The sequence below is a fragment of the Streptomyces sp. NBC_01320 genome, from assembly GCF_035974375.1.
Taxonomy (GTDB): Bacteria; Actinomycetota; Actinomycetes; order Streptomycetales; family Streptomycetaceae; genus Streptomyces; species Streptomyces yanii.
Genome location: NZ_CP108390.1, coordinates 11,641,507 through 11,662,910, shown reverse-complemented (window position 1 = coordinate 11,662,910; position 21,404 = coordinate 11,641,507). Strand labels below are relative to the sequence as shown.

Below are 21,404 nucleotides of genomic sequence, written 5' to 3'. Positions count from 1 at the left end.
AGTGTGTGTCGTGTCGATGCAACCGCAGTCCTGGCCTGAGCCGGATCCGCAGGTCGCGGCGGCGATCCGGGCGATGTATCGGGGCAGGCGCGAGGCGCCTCTGGCGGTGCAGGTTCGTGACCGGCTCGGGGAGCTGTTCCCGGACGCGGCCTTTGCTGACGCGTTCGGCCAGGTGGGCAAGCCGGGCTGGTCGCCGGGGCGTCTGGCGCTGGTCACAGTGCTGCAGAAGGCTACGAACCTGACGGATCGGCAGGCTGCTGACGAGGTTCGCGAGAACCTCGCCTGGAAGTACGCACTCGGCCTGGATCTGGAGGATCCGGGCTTCGACCACAGCGTGCTGTCAGAGTTCCGCTCCCGTGTTGTCGCCCACGGCCTGGAGGAACGTGTGCTGGACCTGTTGCTGGAGCGCCTGCAGACCCTGGATCTGGTGCAGGCGGGCGGCAGCCAGCGCACCGACTCCACACACATCGTTGCCGCGGTGCGGGATCTGAACCGGCTCGAGCTGGTCGGCGAGAGCGTCCGCGCTGCCCTGAACGCGCTGGCCGCCGCATGCCCCGAATGGGTCGATCAGGTGCTGGTGGTGGAGGACTGGAGCCACCGCTACGCGGACCGGATCGACAACTGGCGACTGCCGAGTTCCAAGACCAAGCAGTACGAACTCGCGCTCGCCTACGCCGCCGACGGCTTCACGCTGCTGCAGGCCCTCTACGCGCCCGCCTCGCCGGGGTGGCTGCGCGAGCTGCCCGCGGTGCAGACCCTACGGTGCGTGCTGGTGCAGAACTACACCCGCACCACCGACCGGGCCGGCAGGCTGCGGATCCGGCAGCGCGAGCGGACCGACGACGGCGGCGACGGCCTGCCGCCCGCCCCGATACGCCTGGCCTCTCCCTACGACACCGACACGCGTTGGTCCGCCAAGCGTGACCTGTTCTGGAACGGCTACAAGCTGCACGTCTCGGAGACCTGCCACCCGCAGGCCGACGGCGACCGGCCGACCCGCCCGAACCTGATCACCAATGTCACGACCACCTGTTCCACCCTGCCGGACAGTAAAGCCCTGGACACGATCCACCAGGCCTTTCGCCGCCGCCACCTGCTGCCCGCCCGGCACTACCTCGACTCCGGCTACCCCAGCGCCGACCTGATCGTCTCGTCCGCCAAGGACTACGGCATCGCCTTGGTCACCCCGGTCCTGCTCGACACCTCCCGCCAGGCCAAGGCCCAACAAGGCTTCGCCGCACACGACTTCGCCATCGATTGGGATCGCAAGCGAGCCGTCTGTCCGGCCGGAAAGATCAGTGCCACCTGGAACGACGTCGTCCAGGAAGGCGTGGCCAAGACCGTCGTCGCCTTCGCCGCCCTGGACTGCATCCCCTGTCCGACCAAGGAGCAGTGCACCAGCTCACGAAAGGGCCGCCGGCTCAGCCTCTACCCCCGTGAGCTCACCGAGGCCATCCGCACCGCCCGCGCCCAGCAACAGAACGGAACCTGGCAACGTGACTATGCGCTCCGCGCCGGGGTCGAGGGTGCCATCCGCCAGGCCACCCACACCACCGGCCTACGCCGAGCCCGCTACCGCGGCCTTGCCAAGACCCACCTCGACCACACCACCAGCGCCACCGCCCTCAACCTCATCCGACTCAACGCCTGGTGGAACGGCCACCCCCTCGACCGCGGCAGCCACAGCCACCTCGCCAGACTCCAACTCCGCCTCGCTGCATGACAGTTGGGATTAGCCACCAAGATCCTGCGCCTGCCGAAAACCTCATCCGTCCAGTTCAGGCCGCATGCTGGTACTCGTGGAGGGTGTGGCCGAGGCAGTCGCGTCGTCGTATGTCGAGGCGGGCGATCTGGTCCGGATCGGTGATCGGCGTCGGCAAGGGACGCAGTGGGCGGGCGTTGGCGATGCCCTGGTGGGGTCGGTGGGAGTTGTAGAACTGTTCGAACTCGCGCAGGGCGTGGAGCAGATGCCGCTGGTTCCAGATCAAGGTCCGGTCCAGCAGCTCGCGTCGGCAGGTCTGCACCCATCTCTCCATGATTGAGTTCATGCCGGGCATGCGGACTCCGGTGAGCACGACTTCAATGCCCGCACCGTTGAGGATCGCGTCGAACAGGGCGGGGAATTTCCCGTCCCGGTCCCTGATCATGTAGCGCGCGTGGCGTCCCGCGTCCTCGAGGTCCATGACGAGGTTCTTCGCCGCCTGCGCTACCCAGGACGCGCTGCGATGCGCGGCGGCGCCCAGGATCCGGATCCGCCGGCTCGAGTGCTCGATCACCGCGAACACGTACAGCCGCGCCCCGGACAAGGTGACCGTCTCGAAGAAATCGCATGCCGGCAGGGCGTCTGCCTGCGAGCGTAGGAAGCCTGCCCACGTGCTTGAGGCCCGTTGGGACGCCGGGTCGATCCCGGCCTCCCGGAGGATTCCCCAGACCGTAAAGGCGGCCACCTTGATCCCGAGAACGAGCAATCCGCCGTGGATGCGGCGCTACCCCCAGCTCAGGTTCTCCCGCGCAAGCCGCAACACCAGGAGCCGGATCGAGCGCACGGTCCGCGGCCGTCCCGAGCGCTTGGGCCGAGACCGGGCCGCGTGGCGGCGGGCGACCAGATCACGATGCCAGCGCAGCAGCGCGTCCGGATCTACCACCAACCACACCCCGCGAAGCACCCGGGACGGCAGACGATGCAGCAACGCCGCCAGGAACACCCGGCCGCTCGCCGTGAACCGCACACGCTGCCCGCCCAACTGCCGTTCCAGCACCTTGATCTGATGGCATAGAGCCAGGATTCCCACGTCCTTGTCCCGGTCGTCCATCGGCAGCAGTCGCAGCATCGCCAACGCGTTTGTCACGCCCAGATACGCCAGCCTCAGCAGCACGACCGAACATGATGCCGGGTGATCATCACCCCTGCCAGAGCCCGCCGACGCACGGCCCCGCGCCCGACATCCCAAAGATCACCGCACACCGGCTCCCACCAGGGCGGATGAGGTTATCGGCAGGGGCAACGTCGTCGCTTCCACGAGATCCGCTCACCCGAAGTACGTCGTGGTCTTGCTGACCCATTGGGACAGTGTGATCTGCATGGGCAGGGCCGCCCGGTCCGGGCTGCGGCGACGGGGCGAGGCGTGGCCGCATTCGGCCCGGGTGACCGCGCACATCCGCCGATTTTGGCCTCTGCCGCAGGCCAGGGCGTCGCGGAGAAGGGACAGATGTGCCGCCACGGCTGCGAGGCAGTCATGCTCGTCCCGGCATGTGTCGCAGGTTGCCAGGTGAGACCCCACCGCGCTCGCCTCATCGGGTGCGAGAGTCTTGAGCGCGTATCCGGCCAGCAGTTCACAGAACCTGCGGCATTCCTCGACGGCTGCCTCGTCGCCGTACTCCGTGGTCAGGCAGTGGGCTCCGATCATGGCGAAACCTCCGTTCGTGGTCTCACCATCTCCCAGGAACGGCCCCCCGCGCGTCGTCCCCGCGCAGCGATTTACGGCTACCACGGCCGCAGTATCCACCGCGCCGGCCTACGGCCGGGGCGGAACACGTAACACCGTGCCGGCGATTTATGCGGGCGCCTGCGCGCGACCCGGTTCGGTCGCCGGACTGACCAGCCCGCACTCGTAGGCGATGACGACGAGCTGGGCCCGGTCACGAGCCGCCAGCTTGGTCAATGTGCCATCGGAGCTGAGATTGTGCCGCGAAATTTGAAACCCTACAGAGCTGTAGGGTCTCGCGCTTCCTTGCATACGCCGAGGCTGTGACCTGCGACTTCTCGCGGTGTCTCACGCTGCTTCATCTGCGGTTGTCTCAGCTCTCGGTGCACCCCCGCCAGGTTTACTGAGGCCGCTCCGGACGGGCAGACCGCTGACCTGCGGTGTCTCACGGCCCGCTCTCACCCGGGACGGCGGTGCGGTCGGTTGTGTCGGGGCGCCGTACGGCGGAAAACGCGGGGGTCGTTCTGCGCCGGATGTTCGACCGCAACATCGCGTTGCGCGGGGGCATCGCCCCAATCCGCGCCTACAATCCCAAACTCCTGCCGGATGTGCTCTCCGGGGTCCTCGATCCGGGGCCCGTCTTCGACCATGCCGTCCCCCTGGCCGAGGTGCCGGACGGTCATCGGGCGATGGACCACCGATCGGCGCTGAAGGTGCGCGTCACCTATCTGAGCGCGGGGCCGACGGCACGGGTTGGGTTCCTCCCGTGCCGCGCGGGGCCCTCGTGATGTCAGGCGTCGCGCTTCACGTGGCGGACCAGCCACATCAGCAGGGCGTCCAGGTCAGCGGCGGCCGAGAGGACTCGGTCGACCGCCTCGGGGGTGTGCAGCCACTCCTCGCAGCCGAGGGGACGGGCGGCGATCAGAGAACGGTGGCGCAGCAGGTTCGTACGGGAGTGGTCTGTCGGATAGCCGCGCGGGGGGCGTTTCATCACGTCCCCGGAGATGTCGTAGCCCTTCTTCCGCACGTCCTCGACGATGGCGGACAGTTCGCGGCCGCTCCCCTCGGAGGCCACGGCTTTGCGGAACATGTCCACCTGGCCGGGATCGGGGTACCACCAGGCGCCCTGGATCCGCAGGCCGTCCAGGGAGAACCGGAGACCGATCTCGATCTTGCGGCCGAGCCGGATCACCGCGCCCTGGTGCTGCCACCACCAGGAGTCGGTGCGGTAGTGCCAGACGGAGAAGTCCTCGTACCGGGGGTCGGTGTCCGCGACCTCGTTGAGCAGGGCGATCATCGGCTGCCGGACCAGGCGTTCGCGGTCCGCGCGGTGGCGCTCGCGAGTCGCGTGGGTCGGTTCGCCCTGGAGCTGCCACAACACGTCCATGGCCTGCTCCGGCCAGCCGGTGAACTGTCCGCGCATGCGCGCAGGATAGCGGCCTGGTCGTTCGGGAAGTGCCCGCGGGCCCTTACCTTGGATTCCAGTGGTCGTCGCAACACGTGGTCGGTTGGTCAGGCTGCGATCAGTTTATGCAGGCGCTGGGCCGGGGTTTCCCAGGCGAGGGTCTTCCTCGGGCGGCCGTTGAGTTCGGCGGCGACCGTGTCCAGGTGCTCGCGGGTATGGGCCGAGAGGTCGGTTCCCTTCGGGAAGTACTGCCGCAGCAGTCCGTTGGTGTTTTCGTTCGAGCCGCGCTGCCAGGGACTGGCGGGATCACAGAAGTACACCGGAATGTTGGTGGCTATGGTGAAGGAGCCATGAGCGGCCATCTCGCTGCCCTGGTCCCAGGTCAGCGAGCGCGTCAGGTGAGCGGGCAGGGCCTGGACGGTGTCCACGAGAGCGTCGCGGACCAGTTCCGCGCTGCGGCCGTCGGGCAGATGGACGAGCATCACGTAGCGGGTGGTGCGTTCGACCAGGGTGCCGATCGCCGACGCCCCGTCCTTGCTGATGATCAGTCGGGTAGCGGGGGCGCATTGCTGCGTCCCCGCCCCCTCAGAACCGTGCAAGCAGCTATTCACCGCACACGACTCAAGCAAGCCCCAAAGGCTCGCCGACGGGCAAAAAGTGCTGGACTCGTCATCACGGCGGCTCCATTCCGCCGTTGACAATGAGTGTGGAGGAGACGGATTCGTTGACCGTCCGGCGTGCTCGTCGACCTCGATGAACAGCAGCGGCACTCCAGCCTCCGGGGTGACCAGCACAACGTCGGCCTGGGCGCCGCCCTTGCCCGCGGTAGTCCAGGTGCCGGTCGACGGGAGCGGCACCTCGGTGGCGTACGAGGCGATCGTGCCGATCCCGTCCCGGCTCGCCACCGCGGCTTCGGCGGTGGCCACCGCATCTCGACAAGGGTCTCGGTGATCGTCATCGCGTGCGAGGCACCCGGGGAGGAAGCCTGGAAGACGAAGCTGGCAATGCTGCGCTTGTACCGGCGTGCGCACGGGCACCTGGCCCCGAGGCAGGACGCCGTCTGGGGCGAGCGCGACAACGACCTGCTGCCCATCGGGCAGCTGATCGCCAACCTCCGCAGGAAAGGCGGCCTGGGCAAAGATCCGGAGCGCGCGGAAGAGCGTGCCGCGCAGCTGACGGCCGTCGAGGGCGCTGCGGCGGGCGCCGCTCGAGGAGCGACGCTCAGCCGGTTCCCGTCGTCGCAGTAGCGCCAGCCGCCGGCCGCAGAGAGACTTGCGGCGTCTGGCGCCTGAACCGCAAAGGCGGAGGTGGAATCAGGCCGCTGCGTGCTCGTGCTCGCACGCGTCGTCGATGCCGTACGTCTCCCACTCGGGGAAGTCGTCCTCGGCTGGTACGGCTTCGTCCGAGCCGAGCAGACAGGCGTCGAGCGCCGCCCGGAGCGCCTCGGTGCGCAGCCCGGTGCCGATGAAGACCAGCTCCTGACCCTGCGTGGTTTCCGGGCCGCGGGCGCCCGAGGGTTCGAACCGGGCCACCGCACCCGCCTGTGACCACAGTCCGGTCACCCGGGGGCGGCTCGCGAGCCAGAAGAATCCCTTCGAGCGCAGGATCCGCCCGAAGGTGCCGCTGTCGAGCCTCTTGGTGACGAAGGTCCACAGCCGGTGCGGGTGAAACGGCCGGTCCGCGCGGAACACCATTGAGGAGATGCCGTACTCCTCCGTCTCCGGCACGTGGTCGCCGTTGAGCTCCTTCACCCAGCCCGGGGCCTGCTGGGCCCGTTCGACGTCGAACAGGCCGGTGCCCAGCACCTGTTCGAGGGCCACCCGGCCGCGTACGGCGGGCACGATCCGGGCCTCGGGGTTGAGCCGGGACAGGGCCGCCCGAAGTCGGGCGGCCTCGTCGGGCCCGACCAGGTCGAGCTTGTTCAGCACGATGACATCCGCGAACTCGACCTGGTCCATGAGGAGATCGCTGACGGTGCGCTCGTCGTCCTCGTACTGGTCGAGACCGCGCGCGACGAGCTCGTCGCCGCCGCCGAGCTCGGCCAGGAAGTTCGCGGCGTCCACCACGGTCACCATCGTGTCCAGGCAGGCCAGATCGCCGAGGGTGGCGCCGTCTTCGCGCGGGAAGGAGAAGGTGGCGGCCACGGGCATCGGCTCCGAGATGCCGCTGGACTCGATCAGGAGATAGTCGAAGCGTCCCTCGCGGGCCAGCCGCTCGACCTCTTCGAGCAGGTCGTCGCGCAGGGTGCAGCAGATGCACCCGTTGGTCATCTCGACCAGCCGCTCCTCGGTGCGGGACAAAGCCGCCTCGCCGCCGCTCACCAGCGCAGCGTCAATGTTGACCTCGCTCATGTCGTTGACAATGACCGCCACCCGCAGCCCTTCGCGGTTGCCGAGCACATGGTTGAGCAGGGTGGTCTTCCCCGCGCCGAGAAACCCGGACAGGACGGTCACGGGCAGCCGGCCTTGCATCGGCGTGTACGTCACGGGGATCAGCCCTCGGGGCGGATCAGGCCGCGCTCGTACGCCTTCACCAGCCGCTGCGGCACGAGGTACACCGAGCCGTCGACCGTGATGGGCACCAGCTGGGCGGTGGTCGCCTTCCACTGGGCGCGGCGGTTGCGGGTGTTGCTGCGGGACATCTTCCGCTTGGGAACGGCCATGGGGACCTCCGGGGGTGTTGGGGGACAGTGCCGCGCTCAACTTAGATGAAAATGGATGTCGATTCCAATTGGTCGACTTGACGTTGACGGCAGTCGCGCCTGCAGCGGCCGGTAACCGGGCGCTCGCTTGTGGCTCTAGTTGAAAACGATTATCGTCTTGCTTGTTCGTGCACACTCAACCCATGCCCAAGGGGGGCTTCTTTTGCGTGCCTTCACGCGCACTCTCACCGTTGCCGGTTCCATAGCCGCGGCCATCGCCGTCGGCGGGATGACCGCTGCCCACGCCGCCGGGACCACTCTTTCCAAGGGGCACGTCGACGTCCTCGACGTCGAGTACGACGGGGTCGGCCTCGACCTCCACGTCCACGACGAGTCGGTCACCCCGGATGTCGAGTACGCCCCGGCGGACGTCGTCCTCCAGTCCCTGCCGGCTTCCGCGTACACCGTGCCGAGCGGCACCTGCTACAGCCACCTGGGTACGGCCGGCGCCACCGTGTACCGACTGCCGCAGGTCGAGAACGCCAACCTGCTCTGGCCCGGCTTCTCCGGCGAGCATCTCTCCACCGGCGTCTTCCAGAGCGACAAGGTGCAGGTCAAGCTCACCTCCGTCAGCGGCCCGGGCAAGCTCACCGTCTACAAGAACGGCCTCTGCCCGAAGAGCAACCGCTACTTCGACAGCGGCGACGCGACGCTCACCAACAGCAAGGACGTCGCGGCCGGCGAGCACGACCACGCCAACTGGGTCTTCACGAAGGCCGGTTCGTACACCGCCACGTTCCAGGTGAGCGGCACGCTGGCGAACGGCACCAAGGTCGGCCCGACCTCCGCCACGTACACCTTCCAGGTCGGCTGACCCCGTCCCGCACAAGCCCCGCGCCGGGGACGGGCCGTGCCCGCCGTTCGGACCGCCCCCGGCGCGGCCGCGGTCCCTCGCTCCCACGCCCGAAGGAGAAGCCCCGTCATGCGGGCCCCCATCGCATCCCGTCCCGTACGAGCCGCCACTCTCGCGGTCGCCCTGTCGCTGCTCTCCGCCGTCCCGCTCGCGCACGCGGCCGATACGCCTCCGAGGGAGGCACCCGCCGGAGAGCGCACCATCCTGAACGGCGGCCACCTCGACCTGGCGGCCCGGCTGAGGAACGGACGGCTGGAGTTCCAGATCAAGGACGGGACGGTGCCCGGCTCCCTCGTCTGGCGCGAACCCTCCGACGTGCTGCTGCACTTCGATACCCGCCACGAGATCGTGATCCCGCCGCGCGAGGAGGTCCCGCAGTTCGAGGGGTTCGGGGAACCGGGCAGCAGCCTCTGGGTCGACAAGGACTTCGAGGTGAAGGAAGGGCTGCTCTGGCCCGGCTGGAACACTACGGAGATCCTGCCAGCGGACGTGTCGGGCGGGGTGAAGGTCACCTTCCCGAAGATCGAGGGACCAGGGCGATTCGTGCTCGGTCAGTGGGAGGACAACCCCGACCTGGGCGTGCGCATCGGCCTGACCGTGGATGGTGCGAAGCCCGATTCGGGGGCGGTCGATCTGCCCGCGTTCACGCACGCTCACCCGCTGTGGATCTTCAATGCCGAGGGCGTCTACCGCATCACGATGCAGATGACCGCCACCCTGCCGTCCGGCACCACGGTCTCCGACCGGGAGACCCTCGCCGTCGTGGTCGGCGACGACGTCGACCCCGACACCGTCGTACCGGGGGACGGCACGCCCCCCACCCCGACGCCAACTCCCACCCCCACGCCGACCCCGACCCCCACGCCCAGTACGGGGTCGCCCTCGGTCACGCCGACACCTTCCGCCACGCCCACCGTCATCACGAGCCCGTCCGCCACGCCCACCGAGCCGCCGAGCCCCACCGCGAGCCCATCGGCGTCGACGACCCTCTCCACCACGCCGGCCGCGAACTTCCCCTCGGGAGACGGCGGGTCCACCGGAACGAACACGGACGGGGGCCGCCTGGCGTCGACCGGTGCAGGCGTCGCCCTGCCGGCCGGAATCGCGGCCGCCGCACTCGCTGCGGGCGTCTCGGCAGTGGTCCTCGTCCGCCGGAAGAGGGCCGTCCGTTGAGCCGCGTACGCACCGGGGGCACGGTCACCGCGGTGCTCGTCGCGACCGCCCTGCTGGCCTCCGGCTGCCAGGCCGACTCCGGCGGGTCGTCCAAGGACGCCGCGCTCACCGTCTCCACGACCACCGCGATCATCGCCGATCTGGTGCGCAACGTCGGCGGCGACCGGGTCGACGTCGCCTCCGTCGTCCCGCACCACGGCGACCCCCACTCGTACGAGCCGAGCCCCGGGGACGCCGCCCGGATCGCCAAGTCGGACCTCGTCTTCAGCAACGGGCTGCTCCTCGAAGAACCCGGCATCATGAAGATGATCCATACCAACGCGCCCAAGAGGACGCCGAAGGTGCCCATCAGCGAGAAGTTGGAGCAGTACGGCGGCTCCGTCATCAAGCTCAAGGAGGACCTCGGCCTCAACGTCCTGTGGCTGGGATGGGCCGTGGAGGGCGAGGTCGCCGGTGACGGCTCCCAGGTCCGTACGACGGCGACGAAGCTCGAAGGGCCGGGCGACCTGCATGTCTACCTGACCGACACTCTCGGCACGCCACAGAGCTACATCGACTCCACGGACGGCTTCGACAAGAAGGACTCCTTCGCGCTGCCGCCGGAGGCCCACACACACGTCAACTGGGTCTTCAGCCGGCCCGGTACGTACCGCCTCACCGTCCAGGGGCAGACCGAGACTCTCGACGGGAAGACCACGCCCGCCGGCAGCGGGACCATGACCTTCGTCGTCGGCGACAGGACGGTCCCGCAGGGCAAGACCGTCCTGAACGGCGGTCACGCCGACGTTGCCGTCAATGCGCAGACCCGCACCGTCCAGGTCCGCTCCGACGACCCGACGACCGGGCGGCGTACCCACCATCCGGCCGACTCGGTCGTGCTCTCCGTCCCCGACCGGGCGAAGGCGTCCGTGCCCAAGGAGGAGACGTACCGCTTCCTCGGTCGTTCCGGAGCGGACATCTGGGTACTGCCCCAGGCCGTCATCGGCAAGCACGTGCACGGCGAGATGGACCCGCATGCCTGGGAGGACGTGGCAAACGCAGAGGCGTACGTCCGCCGCATCGAGGCCGAACTGATCAAGGCCGACCCGGAGGGCAAACCCGCGTACGAGCGGAACGCCGCACGCTACCTCAAGCAACTGGCCGCGCTGGACGACGAGGTGGCCCGGAAGCTCGCCCGCGTGCCGGAGCCGAACCGCAAGCTGATCACCACGCACGACGCCTTCGGCTACCTCGCCCACGCCTACGGCATGGAGGTCGCCGGCTTCGTCGTCCCGGTGCCGAGCCGTGAGCCGAGCGCCGCGGAGATCGCCGCGCTGCGCACCACGATCAGGGACAAGAAGGTCCCGGCCGTGTTCCTGGAGCCGAACCTCGCCGCGCGGGCGGACGTGCTGCGCCGGGTCGCGGAGGACGAGGGTGTCGGCATCTGCACCGTCTACGGCGACTCCTTCGACGACAAGATCCACGACTACGTCGCGATGATGCGCCACAACGCCAACGAACTGGCCCGCTGCCTGGGCCGGGAGGGGAGTTGAGCCCGATGAGGCTCGTACGGAACAGTAGGGTCGCCCTCGCGGCGGCGGGAGCGCTCGCGCTCGGTGGCACGGCCATGACCGTCCCGCCCGCGCCGCCGCTCGTCGTCGCCCCCGTCACCCTCACCGACGGCGTGCTCAGTCTGGGCGAGGGCGGGGTGATCGACGTCGACGACACCCACAAGGTGACCGGGCCGGACGGTACGGACCGCTGGGAGCTGAGCCCGGAATGGGACACGGCCCAGCTGACCTCGGGCTCCGTGCACTGGTCGCTGACCGGCGTCGCGGGGCCGGGCATCCTTCGGGTCACCGAACCGGACGACTCCGAGGTTGGAGGCGACCGCGAAGACGCGACCGACGGCGAGCCCCTCGTACGGTTCGACAGCTCGGACGGGCTGCCCGACGGGTACGACCTGCCGACCGCAGCGCGCGGCGCGACCCGCTGGTCGTTTGACGCGCCTGGAACGTACACGCTGATCTTCGCGGCCCAGATGCAAGGAGAGGTGGAGGATCGGCCCCTGGTGGCCGAGGCCTCATACACGGTACGGGTCGGGGATGCGGCCGTCGCCCAGCCTCAGCCCGAGCCGGAGCCTGTCGTGCAGCCCAGCACGGAGCCGGTGGAGACCGCCTCGGCGCCGCCCGTCGGCCGGCGGGTCGCCGCCCAGGCCCCGAACCTGCTCCCGGCCGCCGAACCGGTCGAGACCGCGAAGAAGGTCCTCGGCGAAGGGCACATCGACATCGCCGCGCGCGTCGTCGACGGCCGACTGCAGATCCACGTGAAGGACGGTACGGTCCCCGGGAAGACCGTGTGGCGGGAGCCCTCGTCGGTGGTCCTGCACGTCAAGCCGGGGGCGAAGAAGACGATCCCGGCGAACAAGGACTTCGCCTTCCTCGGCAAGGCGGGCGACCCGATCTGGCTCCTCGACCAGGTGCAGCAGCCGGGGCTGCTGTGGCCCGGCTGGTCCACCGACAACATGGCGGCCGGCGCGACGAAGGGCGAGGTCGAGTTCAAGCTGGTGAAGACCGACGGGCCGGGGAACTTCGCCCTGTACAACTACGACGGTCTTTCGGGCGCGACCGTCCGCTTCAACAGCGGCGACGGCGTGCCGGACGCCTTCGGCGTACCGCAGAACACCCACGCGCACGGCGGCTGGGCCTTCGGCAAGGAGGGCGTGTACCGGCTGACCTTCACGATGTCCGCCACACTCGCCGACGGGACGAAGACGAGCGACACGGAGACGCTGGCCTTCAGCGTGGGCGCGGGCGACCCGAACCAGGTGCCGCCCGGCGGAACCGGCGGAGGCTCGATGGGCGGGTCCACGGGTGGCTCCACCGGTGGTACGACAGGTGGCTCCACCGGGGGCACGACCGGCGGGGACACCAGCGGTTCGACCGGCGGCGGGTCGGCTACCGGCGGCGTCACGGGCGGATCCCGATCCGCTACAGGCGGCTCCATGGCGAACACCGGATCGAAAGGCACCCTGCTTCTCGCCGGTACGGCCGCCGCACTCGCCGTGGCCGGCGCGGGTACCGTCGTCCTCACCCGCAGGCGCACGTCATGAGCGCCCCCGAGCAGTTGCTCGGCGTCGACGCGGTCTCCGTCGTCCTCGGCGGCCGTACGGCGGTACGGGACGCTTCGCTGACCGTGTCGTCCGGTGAACTCGTCGGCCTCCTCGGCCCGAACGGCGCCGGCAAAACCACCCTGCTGCGCGCGATCCTCGGCCTCGCCTCACCCGCGGCCGGCAGCGTCGATGCGGTTGACCTGGTCGGCTACGTGCCCCAACGCCACGAGTTCGCCTGGGACTTCCCCATCGACGTGGCCGGCGCGGTGCTGAGCGGCCGCACCCGTACGATCGGCTGGCTGCGACGCCCCAGGGCGCACGACCGCGCCGCCGCCGACGAAGCGCTGGAACTGGCCGGCCTGACCGACCTGCGACGCCGCCCCATCGGCGAACTGTCGGGCGGACAGCGCCAACGCGTCCTCGTGGCGCGAGCGCTCGCCGCCGAACCCCGGCTGCTGCTCCTGGACGAACCCTTCACCGGAGTCGACGTCCCCACCCAGGAGCTGCTCAACGAGCTTTTCGGCCGTCTCGCGGTCGAGGGCAGAGGACTGCTGATGACCACACACGATCTGGCCGCCGCCGCCCGCACCTGCACCCGAGTGGTCCTCCTCAACCTTACGGTCGTCGCCGAAGGCGGACCGGAAATCCTCTCCGACGCGGACCAGATGCTGCGGGCCTTCGGACTCGACCGAGCCGTGTCCGCGGGCGGCGCGGAGGTGGCGGCATGACCGACCTGCTCTCCTTCTTCACCGATCCGTGGCAACTACCCTTCATGCGCAGGGCGTTCACCGTCGCTGCCATCGTCGGCCTGGTCTGCGGGGTCGTCGGCGTCTACGTCGTCCTGCGCGGCATGGCCTTCATCGGCGACGCGGTGGCCCACTCGGCCTTTCCCGGCGTGGCCCTCGCGTACGCCTTCGAGGGCAACCTGCTCGTCGGCGGCGCGGCGGCCGGCGTCACAACCGCCGTGCTCATCGCCTTCGTCTCGCAGAACAGACGGCTGAAGGAGGACACCGTCATCGGCGTCTTCTTCGCCTTCGCGTTCGGCCTCGGCATCGTGCTCGTCTCGACCCGCGACAGCTGGACGACCGACCTGTCGTCCTTCCTCTTCGGCCAGGTCCTCGCCGTCGATGCGGCGGACATCTGGCGGGTCGCGGCCATGGGCGCCGTGCTCGTGGCGGTCGTCCTCGCGCTCCGCAAGGAGCTGGTGGCGGTCAGTCTCGACCGCGAGACGGCACGTGCGGCCGGACTCCCGGTGCTTCCGCTGGACCTGACGCTGTACGTGGTCGTGACGGCGACGATCGTCATGTCCCTGGAGGCCGTGGGCAACATCCTGGTCCTGGCTCTGCTCATCACCCCGGCGGCCACGGCCCGGCTGCTGACCGACCGGCTATGGGCGATGACGCTCCTCGCCTCTCTGTTCGGCTGCGTCGGCAGCCTCGCCGGGCTGTACGTGAGCTACGCCAACGACCTCGCGGCGGGTGGCTCGGTCGTCGTCGTCCTGACGGCCCTCTTCGTCGTGGTCTGGCTGCTCGCTCCCCGTCACGGACTCGCGGCGAAGCTCCGTACACGGGGTAGGACTGTCGAGGAGGAGCAGCCGGCGGGCAGTCCCGCGCCGACGAGGACGCCCGCCGAGGTGTCGGCGGGGCGCTGACTCAGGACCCCGGGGCGGGCGGTGGTCGCAGCCACGGCACCTCCCGCCCTGGCTTGAGGGATACCTTCAAGGGATTGACCTGGCGGTGCGTCAGGGAAATCAGCAAGTGGTCGGTGTGAGTCCTGAAACACCTGGGGAAGTTGACCGGAACATGCCAATAATTCTGCCGTGGAGACCGCCCTTGACCTGAATTGACCAGGCAGGGAGCAGATAAATCGGGAGCTTCTCCGTGTTTCGTACCATGTTCAAGTCCAACATCTAGCATCTGGACATTTGTGCAGGTCGGATCCGTGCTGTCGGGACCTGGGTCAGCAAGTGGTCAGCATGGGGTCAAACCGTGCCCCTTCCGATGCCGACCCCCAGGCGTGAAGGTCGAGGCTGAAGCGCTTGCGCCGCCCGGTCGCGCCGGCTGGCCGAGGTGCGGTGGTGGGCACTTCGGATGAACCGCGCCCCGCGCCTGCCGAGCGAGGCCGGCCCGACCATGCATGCGGCCCCGCTCGAGGAGCGCAGGGTGCGCTGGGACCGACCTCCGCGTCTACCGTGCGGTGTAGGGCAGGAGCGCCGTCTCGCGGGCGTTCTTGATGGCTGCTGCGAGCTGTCGCTGCTGCTGGGCCGTCACCCTGGTGACGCGTCGGCTGCGGATCTTGCCGCGGTCGGAGATGAACTTTCGGAGCAGGTCGGTGTCCTTGTAGTCGATGTAGGTGATCCCGGCCGCGTCGAGGGGGTTGGGGCGGGACTTCAGCGGCTTGCTGGGATTCTGGCGGCGTGTCGATCGGGTAGGCGGGCCGGTTTGCCCGGCCCGCCCCCCACACCACCGGACATGCGGGCCCGCATCCGGCGGTTCGTCCAGCTGATCTCAGGCGAGCTTCAGGCGGGACCACGAGCCCTTGAACGACTTGTAGCCCTGCGCATCCCAATAGGCTTTATTCATAGCGATTTCCAGTGGTTTCAGGTGGGAGGCCCGCCAGTATCGCTTGCGTTGCACTGCAACGCCTTGCTCCTGGTCTCCAAATTCGTAACCGAGCTTCTGGAGCATGGAGTTCTTGCGCTGACTGGTCTTCCACTGCACCCACTGGGCCTGCCGTAGCCTGCGGCGGGTCCAGTGATCAATCTCCTCGAAAACCCGAAGGCTGTCGGAGAGACTGAAGTAGGCCACCCAGCCGACCGAGAAACGGTTGAGTTTGTCCATCCTGTGGGCCATCGATACGCCCCACGTCCGGGAGGTGACTCGCCGAACGGTGGACTTTAGCCGTCTCACGGCCTTCCGGTCCACCCGGATCTTCACCTGCCCTTTGGCGAGGTAGTACCCGAATCCCAGGAGTGACGTCCACCAGATGGGGCACGCCTTCGACTTCTCACGATTCACCCTCAGTTTCAAGGTCTTCTCAATGAAGGCCGTGACCGAGGCGAGGGTCCGCTGCGCCGCTCGCTCGGACCGGACGAAAATCATCACATCGTCCGCGTACCTCACGAACCGGTGTCCGCGTTTGAAGAGTTCGCGGTCAAGGTCGTCCAGCATGATGTTCGACAGCAACGGGGACAAAGGGAACCCTGCGGGGTCCCTTCCTCGTTCCTCACCATCACGCCGTCGCTCATAATCCCGGCTTCCAGGTACCGCCGAATCAACTTCAGGACCTTTCTGTCCCTCACCCGGCGAGCCACCCGCGCCATAAGCGCATCGTGATTCACTCGGTCGAAGAACTTGTCGAGGTCCAGGTCCACGGCCCAACGGTTTCTGTCCTGGACGGCCCGGCGACCAACCCTTACGGCTTGGTGGGCCGAACGCCCTGGTCGGAACCCGAACGACGCCCCAGAGAAGTGGGGATCGAAGACGGGCACGAGGGCCTGCGCAATTGCCTGCTGGATCAAGCGATCCAGCACCCGTGGGACACCTAGCATCCGCTCCCCACCATTCGGCTTAGGGATGGTCACCCGACGGACAGGAGCGGGCTTATATGTCCCCGCATCGAGCTCAGCCCATACCTTGGGCCAGTTCTGGGCGATCCATGGCCGGAGTTCATCCGTCGTCATCCCATCAACGCCGGGGGCACCCCGGTTTGCTTCGACGCGCCTGAGCGCCGCGAGAAGGTTCTCCTTCGAGAACACCGTCTCCCAGAGGGAGACCTCGCGGTGATTGTTGTCCGCGTGTAGCGCCGGCTGGTCACTGCGCCCCTTGGGCTGGGCGGTCGTATGCACCGACCCCGTCACCCCAGGGTCTGCCGGGGCAGATTTACGGCGGTCATCGTGACCTGCGCGAGCAGACACCCTTCTTCCAATCCGCTAAACGTTCGGCCCTTCCCGAGTCCTTGTCGGCCTACTGCCTTTCCGTCTCGGTACTATGACCTCTGCTGACTTCTGTCCGGCAAACCAGTGCCATTGCTGGCATCGGTCGTCACAATCGCGGCCGACACACCGTTACAGGTGACACCCGGGCAGACCTCCCCGAATAAGAACAGCAACTTTCCCCGGATCGCCGCCGCATATACTCTGCGTCTTTCTTGGTGAGAACGGGCTTCGATGCAGTCAGCCACCTTGCCCAAGACGCCTAGCCTCAAATGCGGTTCTTGTACATCGGTACCCGGTTTTGCCTCCGGCTTCCTTCGGACCCCACCTCGCGATGACGCCCTTGCCGTTCGGCTAGCGAGTTAGTCTCACCTCTTCTCGTCGGGACTTTCACCCTTTAGCTGCTGCCCATGTCGGGCGTACTGACTCCTCCACCCCGTGAACGGGGTGGCTTCTCGCTATGCCGGTTGGGCTTCGCGACGGACCAGCCCGGCCCGTAGGACGTTGAGAGCCCCGACTGTGTCCGCGTGCGCGCTGTGGCCACACAAGACGCAGTGGAACGTCTCCTGTGTGGGCCGGTTCTCCTTGGCGGTGTGCCCACATTCGGGGCATCGCCGGGAGGTGTTGCGGGGGTCCACGGCGATCACTTCCCGCCCGGCACTCTCAGCCTTTGCATTCAGGATCGCGAGGAACACCCCCCATCCGGCATCCGATATCGAGCGGTTCAGCCCGGCCTTGGCCGCTGCCCCGTTGGGCAGGAAGCTGCCCGGCTGGTCGGGGTCGGGCTTCGGTTCGGGGGCCCTGCTCATGTTGCGGATCTTAAGGTCTTCGTGCGCGATGAAGTCGTGTTCCCGCACGAGGCCGAGGGCGGTCTTGTGGGCGTGGTCGAGGCGCTGGCACCGCACCTTGCGGTGCAGACGTGCCACAGCCTCTACCGCCTTGCGGCGGCGCTTGCTTCCGCGCTTGCACCTGCTCAGTGCCTGCTGAGCTGCTTCGAGCTTCGCTGCGGCCTTTCGCCCGTGACGCGGGTTGGGCACGAACTCGCCGTTCGAGCCGGCGAGGAAGTTGGCAATGCCCAGGTCGATGCCGACCACGCTGCCGGTCGCGGGCAGCGGCTCGGGCCGGGGCCGCTCGGCCGTCAGGACCACATACCAGCGCTTGCCCTCACGCTTGACCGAGACCGTCTTGACATGGCCGACCACCGTCCGATGCCGGTGCACCTTGACGTGCCCGATGCCCTGAAAGCGGACGCGGGTGACCGGGTCATGCGCGGTGGAGTCCCACCGGCAGCCGTCACCGTCCTTGGGGAAGTCCACCGTGTCGAAGCGGCCGATCCCCCTAAAGCGCGGACAGCCCGGCTTGTCCCCGGCCTTGATGCGCCGGAAGAACGCGGCGAACGCCTTGTCCAGCCGGCGCAGGGTCGCCTGCTGCGAGGAGAACGACCAGCGGCCCTGACGCTCCGGGTCGCATGCCCGGATCTCCTTGAGCTGCACGGACTGCTGCCCGTACCGGACCGTCGTCTTCGAGACATGCCGGTAGGCGTCACGACGCTCTTGCAACGCGCCGTTGTAGAGCGAGCAGTGATCGCGCAGCATCTCACCGAGCGCTTGTTCCTGCCGGGCGGTGGGCCGCAGGAGGAACGTGTACGCACGGATCATTCAGCCCACCCCTCCGACTCGGATCGACCTTAACCGTAACATTGGTTCATGTCACCACGTTGGGAACCAAACCCCGACGTACGGCGCGGCCGTCACGTCATCCACCACCTCCACACGCAATTGATGTTCGTCACCAGGTACCGGCGGACCGTCTTCAACGACGAGATGCTGACACGCTGCGAAGAGAGGAGTTCACCGGCCACGTCAACCAGGCCATCATGCACGGCCGCTTCTGGTCCGGCTCCTACTTCGCGGGGTCATGCGGCGGCGCACCCCTCCACGTGGTCAAGGACTACATCGAGAACCAGAAGCGGCCCGACTGAGCGCGGCTCCGCGGGCGAGGCATTCCGGAGCGAAACCGCGGCGCTCCGCGCCGCAGGGTTCAGGATCGGATTCCCTCCCCGCCTGAAGGCGGGGATTCCCTCCGAAGAAGAGGGATGGAATACCAGATCCTGGGCAAGGTGGGGGGAAGCAGTGGCGGAGCGTCAGACATCTCTTGTATTGGCAAGCGCGCTCCTGCTGGCGGCAACTGCGGTCACCGGCGGCGCCATCGGCCCCGTCGCCGACGCGAAGGCCGAGGCCTCGAAGACCCCCGAGATTCACACTGACACCGAGCCGCTGGCCAAGCGCCTACCGAAGCTCGGTCGGATCGTCTCGGCGCACTGGCAGCAGGGCGCTCCCGGCTCGGACAGCCGAGTGCCCGGCCCTACGGACTACTACGTCAGCGCCCTCATGAAGCTCGAACCCGGGTCGGTGGCTGTCCTGACCGCGTCCACACAGATGCAGCCGGCGGTCATCGCGACCGAGCCCGAAAGCATCTCCATTCCCGCCGAACTCGCCGAGTTCGCACCGGCGGGGGCGCAGTGGGTCCACAGCAGAGTGCTCGACGAGAGCTTGGTGCGCGCCGACTCTGCAAAGCTCTACTTTGACTCGGCCTCGGACACCGTCTACCTCTCCGCCACCAACGTGCACCTGCCGAATGCCGTCACGGTCCACGTCGGCCCGGACGGCAACCAGGTGACCATCACGCCCACGCCGTCGGCAACCACGCCATGAGCGGCCTCCAGAGCCAGGCCATGCCTCTCTGATCATCTGACGCGTTAGCTTGGTATGGGTGCTTGCGGGGGTCTGACCGACGAGGAATGGGCTCGGCTGGAGCCGCTTCTGCCGGTGAACAACGGACGTTGTGGCAGGTGGAGGGACACCGATCTCGGAGCGCTTCACTCGCCCGCACAGGAGCGGGGGGTGGCGTCGGTCGCAGCTTGTGACACCTGGTGCGGTTCACTGGCTTCGCCCGCCGGGTGCCTGGCCCGGGGCGGGAGGCAGCAGTTGCTGTGGTGCCGCCTGCGGGGTGTGCTCTTGCTGCCGTACAGGCGGGCACTGTTGCGCTTCGGCGCGAGCAAGGGCTGTGCGGCTTCGGCGCGGGCGCGGTGGTGGATCCGGTGGGCGGCGGGTGTGGTCGAACTGCGGGGCGATTTGGGGGCCCAGGCCGGGGTGAAGGTGCGGTACGCGAGCGGTATCGACTTGTCCGGGTTCGACGGGTCGCCAGGAATGCAGTGGTCGCGAATGGCGGCCGCGGTGACGGCGGTGTCGGTGAGGGGCGGGGCGGGGTGTCCGTGGAGGGTGCGGGTGAGGTAGCGGCGGGCTTCGGCGAGCAGGTGACGGTGGCGAAAGCGGCCGCCGTGGTGGACCGAGACGATCGCGGTGATCTCCAGGGCTGCGGCCGCGACGTCCACCGCGGTGCGGACCGCGGTGCGGACCGTGGTGCGGATCGCTGCGGCGGCGAGGCGGGCCAGGCGCAGGAGATTGTCGACGACCTCCTCGCCGACCAGGGCCCGCAACTCCCGGGCATTGCACGGGACTTTCGCATCTTCCTCGAAGAGATCAACGGCCCGCATCCGTACCTCTTCCCGACGCTTGCGCTGCTCGGCGGTCAACCCGCCCCCGTCCGGATACCGCATGCATCCGGCGTACCAGCTCGGACACGTCCCCTCACCAGCCCCGGCACAAATCCAGACCCCAAGACGCAGAAGTCAGTAATGCACCGGCCCGAAGATCGTGATCTTGCTTGTGGGATGGTGTGGTCTGGAGTGCTCCGGTTGGTTGTGGCCGCGCTTCCGTGATGACTACGACGTTCGACGTGGAGCGCTGACGGCAGAAGCTGTGGGTTGAAGCTGTGGGTTTACGGGACATGGATCGAGAGAAGCATCCTGGACAACCTCGGGCTGGAATCGTGCCGATCGCGGGCGCGCGGGCGGATCGAGCCTCCGACGTCCACTGCTGCGTGGAGGCTGGACCCGCGCGGTACCCGCCGTTCCCTATCCGAGCGTGAGCATCGCCTCGGTGACCTCGCCGACCGCCGCATCGGGGATCGCAGTGGCGGCCTCCTTGAGGACGAGCAGTCGTGCCCCGGGGATCTCGCGCGCGATCGCCTCGCCGTTGCCGACGGGGAAGAACCGGTCGCGGCGGCCGTGGACGATGAGCGTGGGGACCTCGATCTCGGGCAGGCGCTCGCGCCAGCGGGGTTTGCAGTCGAGCCTGGAAAACACCATGCCGATCTGGTTGGCCATCTGGACCGGGGGTGCAGTGCTGGGCGTGCGGTCCCAGATGCGCGCGGCGATCGCGCGCGTGGCGACGGGGTCATCGCCGAGGATCTCCGCGCCGACGGCGGCGAACTCCGCAACCGCCTCGCGGTCGGTCCAATCGGGCATCAGGCGCGCGAACAGTCGGCTCATCGTCGCCTGGTCATGGTCGGGGAGGTCATCGTCGGGCGGGCCAGGCGCAACCGCGCGGGTGCCGGCCAGGGTGAGCGCCGAGAACGCGTCCGGATGGTCGAGCACGGCCACCTGGGCGACCATCCCGCCGACGCCGATCCCCGCGAGGTGCGCGGGCCCCCCGCCGAGCACGCCGGCAAGGGCCGCCGCGTCGGCGGCGAGGTCGCGCAGGGTGTAGGCGGGCGCCTCCGGATCCGTCATCGTCGACTCCCCGCTGTCGCGCAGGTCGTAGCGCACCACACGGCGCCCGCCAGCGGCGAGGCGCTCGCACAGCGCGTCGGGCCAGGAGAGCATCGTCGTCCCGCCCGCGAGCAGGACGAGTGGCGCGTCGTCGTCACCGAACGACTCGATACCCAAGGCGATCTCATTGGCATGGACAGTGGTCATCGG

General features: G+C 68.5%; 16 protein-coding genes and 8 pseudogenes. 11 read left to right on the top strand and 13 right to left on the bottom strand.

Annotation, left to right across the window (positions count from 1 at the left end; genetic code table 11):
- Positions 1-16: 16 nt before the first annotated feature.
- Positions 17-1,723 carry an IS1182 family transposase gene (locus tag OG395_RS53965; RefSeq protein WP_327249223.1) on the top strand — a complete coding sequence of 569 codons (1,707 nt, stop codon included), beginning with the start codon at positions 17-19 and terminating at the stop codon, positions 1,721-1,723.
- A 55-nt stretch (positions 1,724-1,778) separates the two neighbouring features.
- Here the strand turns inward: OG395_RS53965 and OG395_RS53960 are convergent.
- The 3 genes and pseudogenes from OG395_RS53960 to OG395_RS53950 form a co-directional block, all read right to left on the bottom strand.
- Positions 1,779-2,876: pseudogene (locus OG395_RS53960) on the bottom strand (integrase core domain-containing protein).
- A 153-nt stretch (positions 2,877-3,029) separates the two neighbouring features.
- Positions 3,030-3,407: a zf-HC2 domain-containing protein gene (locus tag OG395_RS53955; protein WP_327241234.1), complete on the bottom strand. Its 378-nt coding sequence runs from the start codon at positions 3,405-3,407 to the stop codon at positions 3,030-3,032.
- Positions 3,408-3,554: 147 nt separating this feature from the next.
- Positions 3,555-3,662: pseudogene (locus OG395_RS53950) on the bottom strand (DNA-binding response regulator); the annotation flags it as partial.
- Positions 3,663-3,882: 220 nt separating this feature from the next.
- On the opposite strand from OG395_RS53950, the pseudogene OG395_RS53945 reads away from it, so the two are divergent.
- Positions 3,883-4,213: pseudogene (locus OG395_RS53945) on the top strand (hypothetical protein); the annotation flags it as partial.
- Between the two features lie 2 nt (positions 4,214-4,215).
- Here the strand turns inward: OG395_RS53945 and OG395_RS53940 are convergent.
- Together OG395_RS53940 and OG395_RS53935 are read right to left on the bottom strand one after the other, a co-directional pair.
- Positions 4,216-4,848: a DUF2461 family protein gene (locus tag OG395_RS53940; RefSeq protein WP_327241235.1), complete on the bottom strand. Its 633-nt coding sequence runs from the start codon at positions 4,846-4,848 to the stop codon at positions 4,216-4,218.
- Positions 4,849-4,937: 89 nt separating this feature from the next.
- A pseudogene (locus tag OG395_RS53935) lies at positions 4,938-5,360 on the bottom strand (IS30 family transposase); the annotation flags it as partial.
- A 441-nt stretch (positions 5,361-5,801) separates the two neighbouring features.
- Between OG395_RS53935 and OG395_RS53930 the strand changes: the two are divergent.
- Positions 5,802-6,017: pseudogene (locus tag OG395_RS53930) on the top strand (helicase associated domain-containing protein); the annotation flags it as partial.
- Between the two features lie 126 nt (positions 6,018-6,143).
- Here OG395_RS53930 and OG395_RS53925 read toward each other — a convergent pair.
- Together OG395_RS53925 and rpmF are read right to left on the bottom strand one after the other, a co-directional pair.
- A complete protein-coding gene (locus tag OG395_RS53925; protein ID WP_327249224.1) occupies positions 6,144-7,301 on the bottom strand; it encodes a GTP-binding protein in 1,158 nt (385 codons plus the stop codon).
- 20 nt (positions 7,302-7,321) lie between these two features.
- Positions 7,322-7,492 carry a 50S ribosomal protein L32 gene (gene rpmF / locus OG395_RS53920; RefSeq protein ID WP_327241236.1) on the bottom strand — a complete coding sequence of 57 codons (171 nt, stop codon included), beginning with the start codon at positions 7,490-7,492 and terminating at the stop codon, positions 7,322-7,324.
- A gap of 202 nt (positions 7,493-7,694) precedes the next feature.
- Here rpmF and OG395_RS53915 point away from each other — a divergent pair, with 202 nt between their 5' ends.
- The 6 genes from OG395_RS53915 to OG395_RS53890 all read left to right on the top strand — a co-directional run bounded on the left by OG395_RS53915 (position 7,695) and on the right by OG395_RS53890 (position 14,299).
- Positions 7,695-8,345 (top strand): choice-of-anchor M domain-containing protein, encoded by a 651-nt coding sequence (locus tag OG395_RS53915; protein ID WP_327241237.1) that lies wholly within the window; start codon positions 7,695-7,697, stop codon positions 8,343-8,345.
- 108 nt (positions 8,346-8,453) lie between these two features.
- Complete coding sequence (locus OG395_RS53910) at positions 8,454-9,557, top strand: choice-of-anchor M domain-containing protein (RefSeq protein WP_327241238.1); 1,104 nt, start codon at positions 8,454-8,456, stop codon at positions 9,555-9,557.
- Complete coding sequence (locus OG395_RS53905; protein ID WP_327241239.1) at positions 9,554-11,089, top strand: anchored repeat ABC transporter, substrate-binding protein; 1,536 nt, start codon at positions 9,554-9,556, stop codon at positions 11,087-11,089. Before OG395_RS53910 ends, OG395_RS53905 begins: the two co-directional genes overlap by 4 nt.
- Before the next feature lie 5 nt (positions 11,090-11,094).
- A complete protein-coding gene (locus tag OG395_RS53900; protein WP_327241240.1) occupies positions 11,095-12,648 on the top strand; it encodes a choice-of-anchor M domain-containing protein in 1,554 nt (517 codons plus the stop codon).
- Positions 12,645-13,376: an anchored repeat-type ABC transporter ATP-binding subunit gene (locus tag OG395_RS53895; RefSeq protein WP_327241241.1), complete on the top strand. Its 732-nt coding sequence runs from the start codon at positions 12,645-12,647 to the stop codon at positions 13,374-13,376. Before OG395_RS53900 ends, OG395_RS53895 begins: the two co-directional genes overlap by 4 nt.
- Positions 13,373-14,299 carry an anchored repeat-type ABC transporter permease subunit gene (locus OG395_RS53890; RefSeq protein WP_327241242.1) on the top strand — a complete coding sequence of 309 codons (927 nt, stop codon included), beginning with the start codon at positions 13,373-13,375 and terminating at the stop codon, positions 14,297-14,299. Before OG395_RS53895 ends, OG395_RS53890 begins: the two co-directional genes overlap by 4 nt.
- Positions 14,300-14,834: 535 nt before the next feature.
- Here OG395_RS53890 and rpsR read toward each other — a convergent pair.
- From rpsR to OG395_RS53870, 4 genes and pseudogenes are all read right to left on the bottom strand, one after another.
- Positions 14,835-15,041, bottom strand: a complete 207-nt coding sequence (gene rpsR / locus OG395_RS53885; protein WP_327249743.1) for a 30S ribosomal protein S18 — start codon at positions 15,039-15,041, stop codon at positions 14,835-14,837.
- 114 nt (positions 15,042-15,155) lie between these two features.
- The gene (locus OG395_RS53880) at positions 15,156-15,557 is read right to left on the bottom strand and encodes a group II intron maturase-specific domain-containing protein (protein WP_327249739.1); all 402 of its coding nucleotides are present in this window, start codon (positions 15,555-15,557) and stop codon (positions 15,156-15,158) included.
- A 141-nt stretch (positions 15,558-15,698) separates the two neighbouring features.
- Positions 15,699-16,198: pseudogene (locus OG395_RS53875) on the bottom strand (reverse transcriptase domain-containing protein); the annotation flags it as partial.
- A gap of 842 nt (positions 16,199-17,040) precedes the next feature.
- Complete coding sequence (locus OG395_RS53870; RefSeq protein WP_327241245.1) at positions 17,041-18,240, bottom strand: RNA-guided endonuclease InsQ/TnpB family protein; 1,200 nt, start codon at positions 18,238-18,240, stop codon at positions 17,041-17,043.
- A 233-nt stretch (positions 18,241-18,473) separates the two neighbouring features.
- Between OG395_RS53870 and OG395_RS53865 the strand changes: the two are divergent.
- Together OG395_RS53865 and OG395_RS53860 are read left to right on the top strand one after the other, a co-directional pair.
- A pseudogene (locus tag OG395_RS53865) lies at positions 18,474-18,563 on the top strand (transposase); the annotation flags it as partial.
- A 178-nt stretch (positions 18,564-18,741) separates the two neighbouring features.
- On the top strand, positions 18,742-19,296 hold the full coding sequence (locus OG395_RS53860) for a hypothetical protein (RefSeq protein WP_327241246.1): 555 nt from the start codon (positions 18,742-18,744) through the stop codon (positions 19,294-19,296).
- Positions 19,297-20,075: 779 nt separating this feature from the next.
- Here the strand turns inward: OG395_RS53860 and OG395_RS58920 are convergent.
- Both OG395_RS58920 and OG395_RS53850 read right to left on the bottom strand, forming a co-directional pair.
- Positions 20,076-20,201: pseudogene (locus OG395_RS58920) on the bottom strand (IS630 family transposase); the annotation flags it as partial.
- 357 nt (positions 20,202-20,558) lie between these two features.
- Positions 20,559-21,401, bottom strand: a complete 843-nt coding sequence (locus OG395_RS53850) for an alpha/beta fold hydrolase (protein WP_327241248.1) — start codon at positions 21,399-21,401, stop codon at positions 20,559-20,561.
- Between the last annotated feature and the right edge of the window lie 3 nt (positions 21,402-21,404).

Coding starts and splice junctions, on each gene's coding strand:
- OG395_RS53940 (WP_327241235.1), bottom strand. CDS start 4,848: ATGCGCGGACAGTTCACCGGCTGGCCGGAGCAGGCCATGGACGTGTTG.
- OG395_RS53955 (WP_327241234.1), bottom strand. CDS start 3,407: ATGATCGGAGCCCACTGCCTGACCACGGAGTACGGCGACGAGGCAGCC.
- OG395_RS53870 (WP_327241245.1), bottom strand. CDS start 18,240: ATGATCCGTGCGTACACGTTCCTCCTGCGGCCCACCGCCCGGCAGGAA.
- rpmF (WP_327241236.1), bottom strand. CDS start 7,492: ATGGCCGTTCCCAAGCGGAAGATGTCCCGCAGCAACACCCGCAACCGC.
- OG395_RS53895 (WP_327241241.1), top strand. CDS start 12,645: ATGAGCGCCCCCGAGCAGTTGCTCGGCGTCGACGCGGTCTCCGTCGTC.
- OG395_RS53965 (WP_327249223.1), top strand. CDS start 17: ATGCAACCGCAGTCCTGGCCTGAGCCGGATCCGCAGGTCGCGGCGGCG.
- OG395_RS53910 (WP_327241238.1), top strand. CDS start 8,454: ATGCGGGCCCCCATCGCATCCCGTCCCGTACGAGCCGCCACTCTCGCG.
- OG395_RS53850 (WP_327241248.1), bottom strand. CDS start 21,401: ATGACCACTGTCCATGCCAATGAGATCGCCTTGGGTATCGAGTCGTTC.
- OG395_RS53900 (WP_327241240.1), top strand. CDS start 11,095: ATGAGGCTCGTACGGAACAGTAGGGTCGCCCTCGCGGCGGCGGGAGCG.
- OG395_RS53890 (WP_327241242.1), top strand. CDS start 13,373: ATGACCGACCTGCTCTCCTTCTTCACCGATCCGTGGCAACTACCCTTC.
- OG395_RS53925 (WP_327249224.1), bottom strand. CDS start 7,301: ATGCAAGGCCGGCTGCCCGTGACCGTCCTGTCCGGGTTTCTCGGCGCG.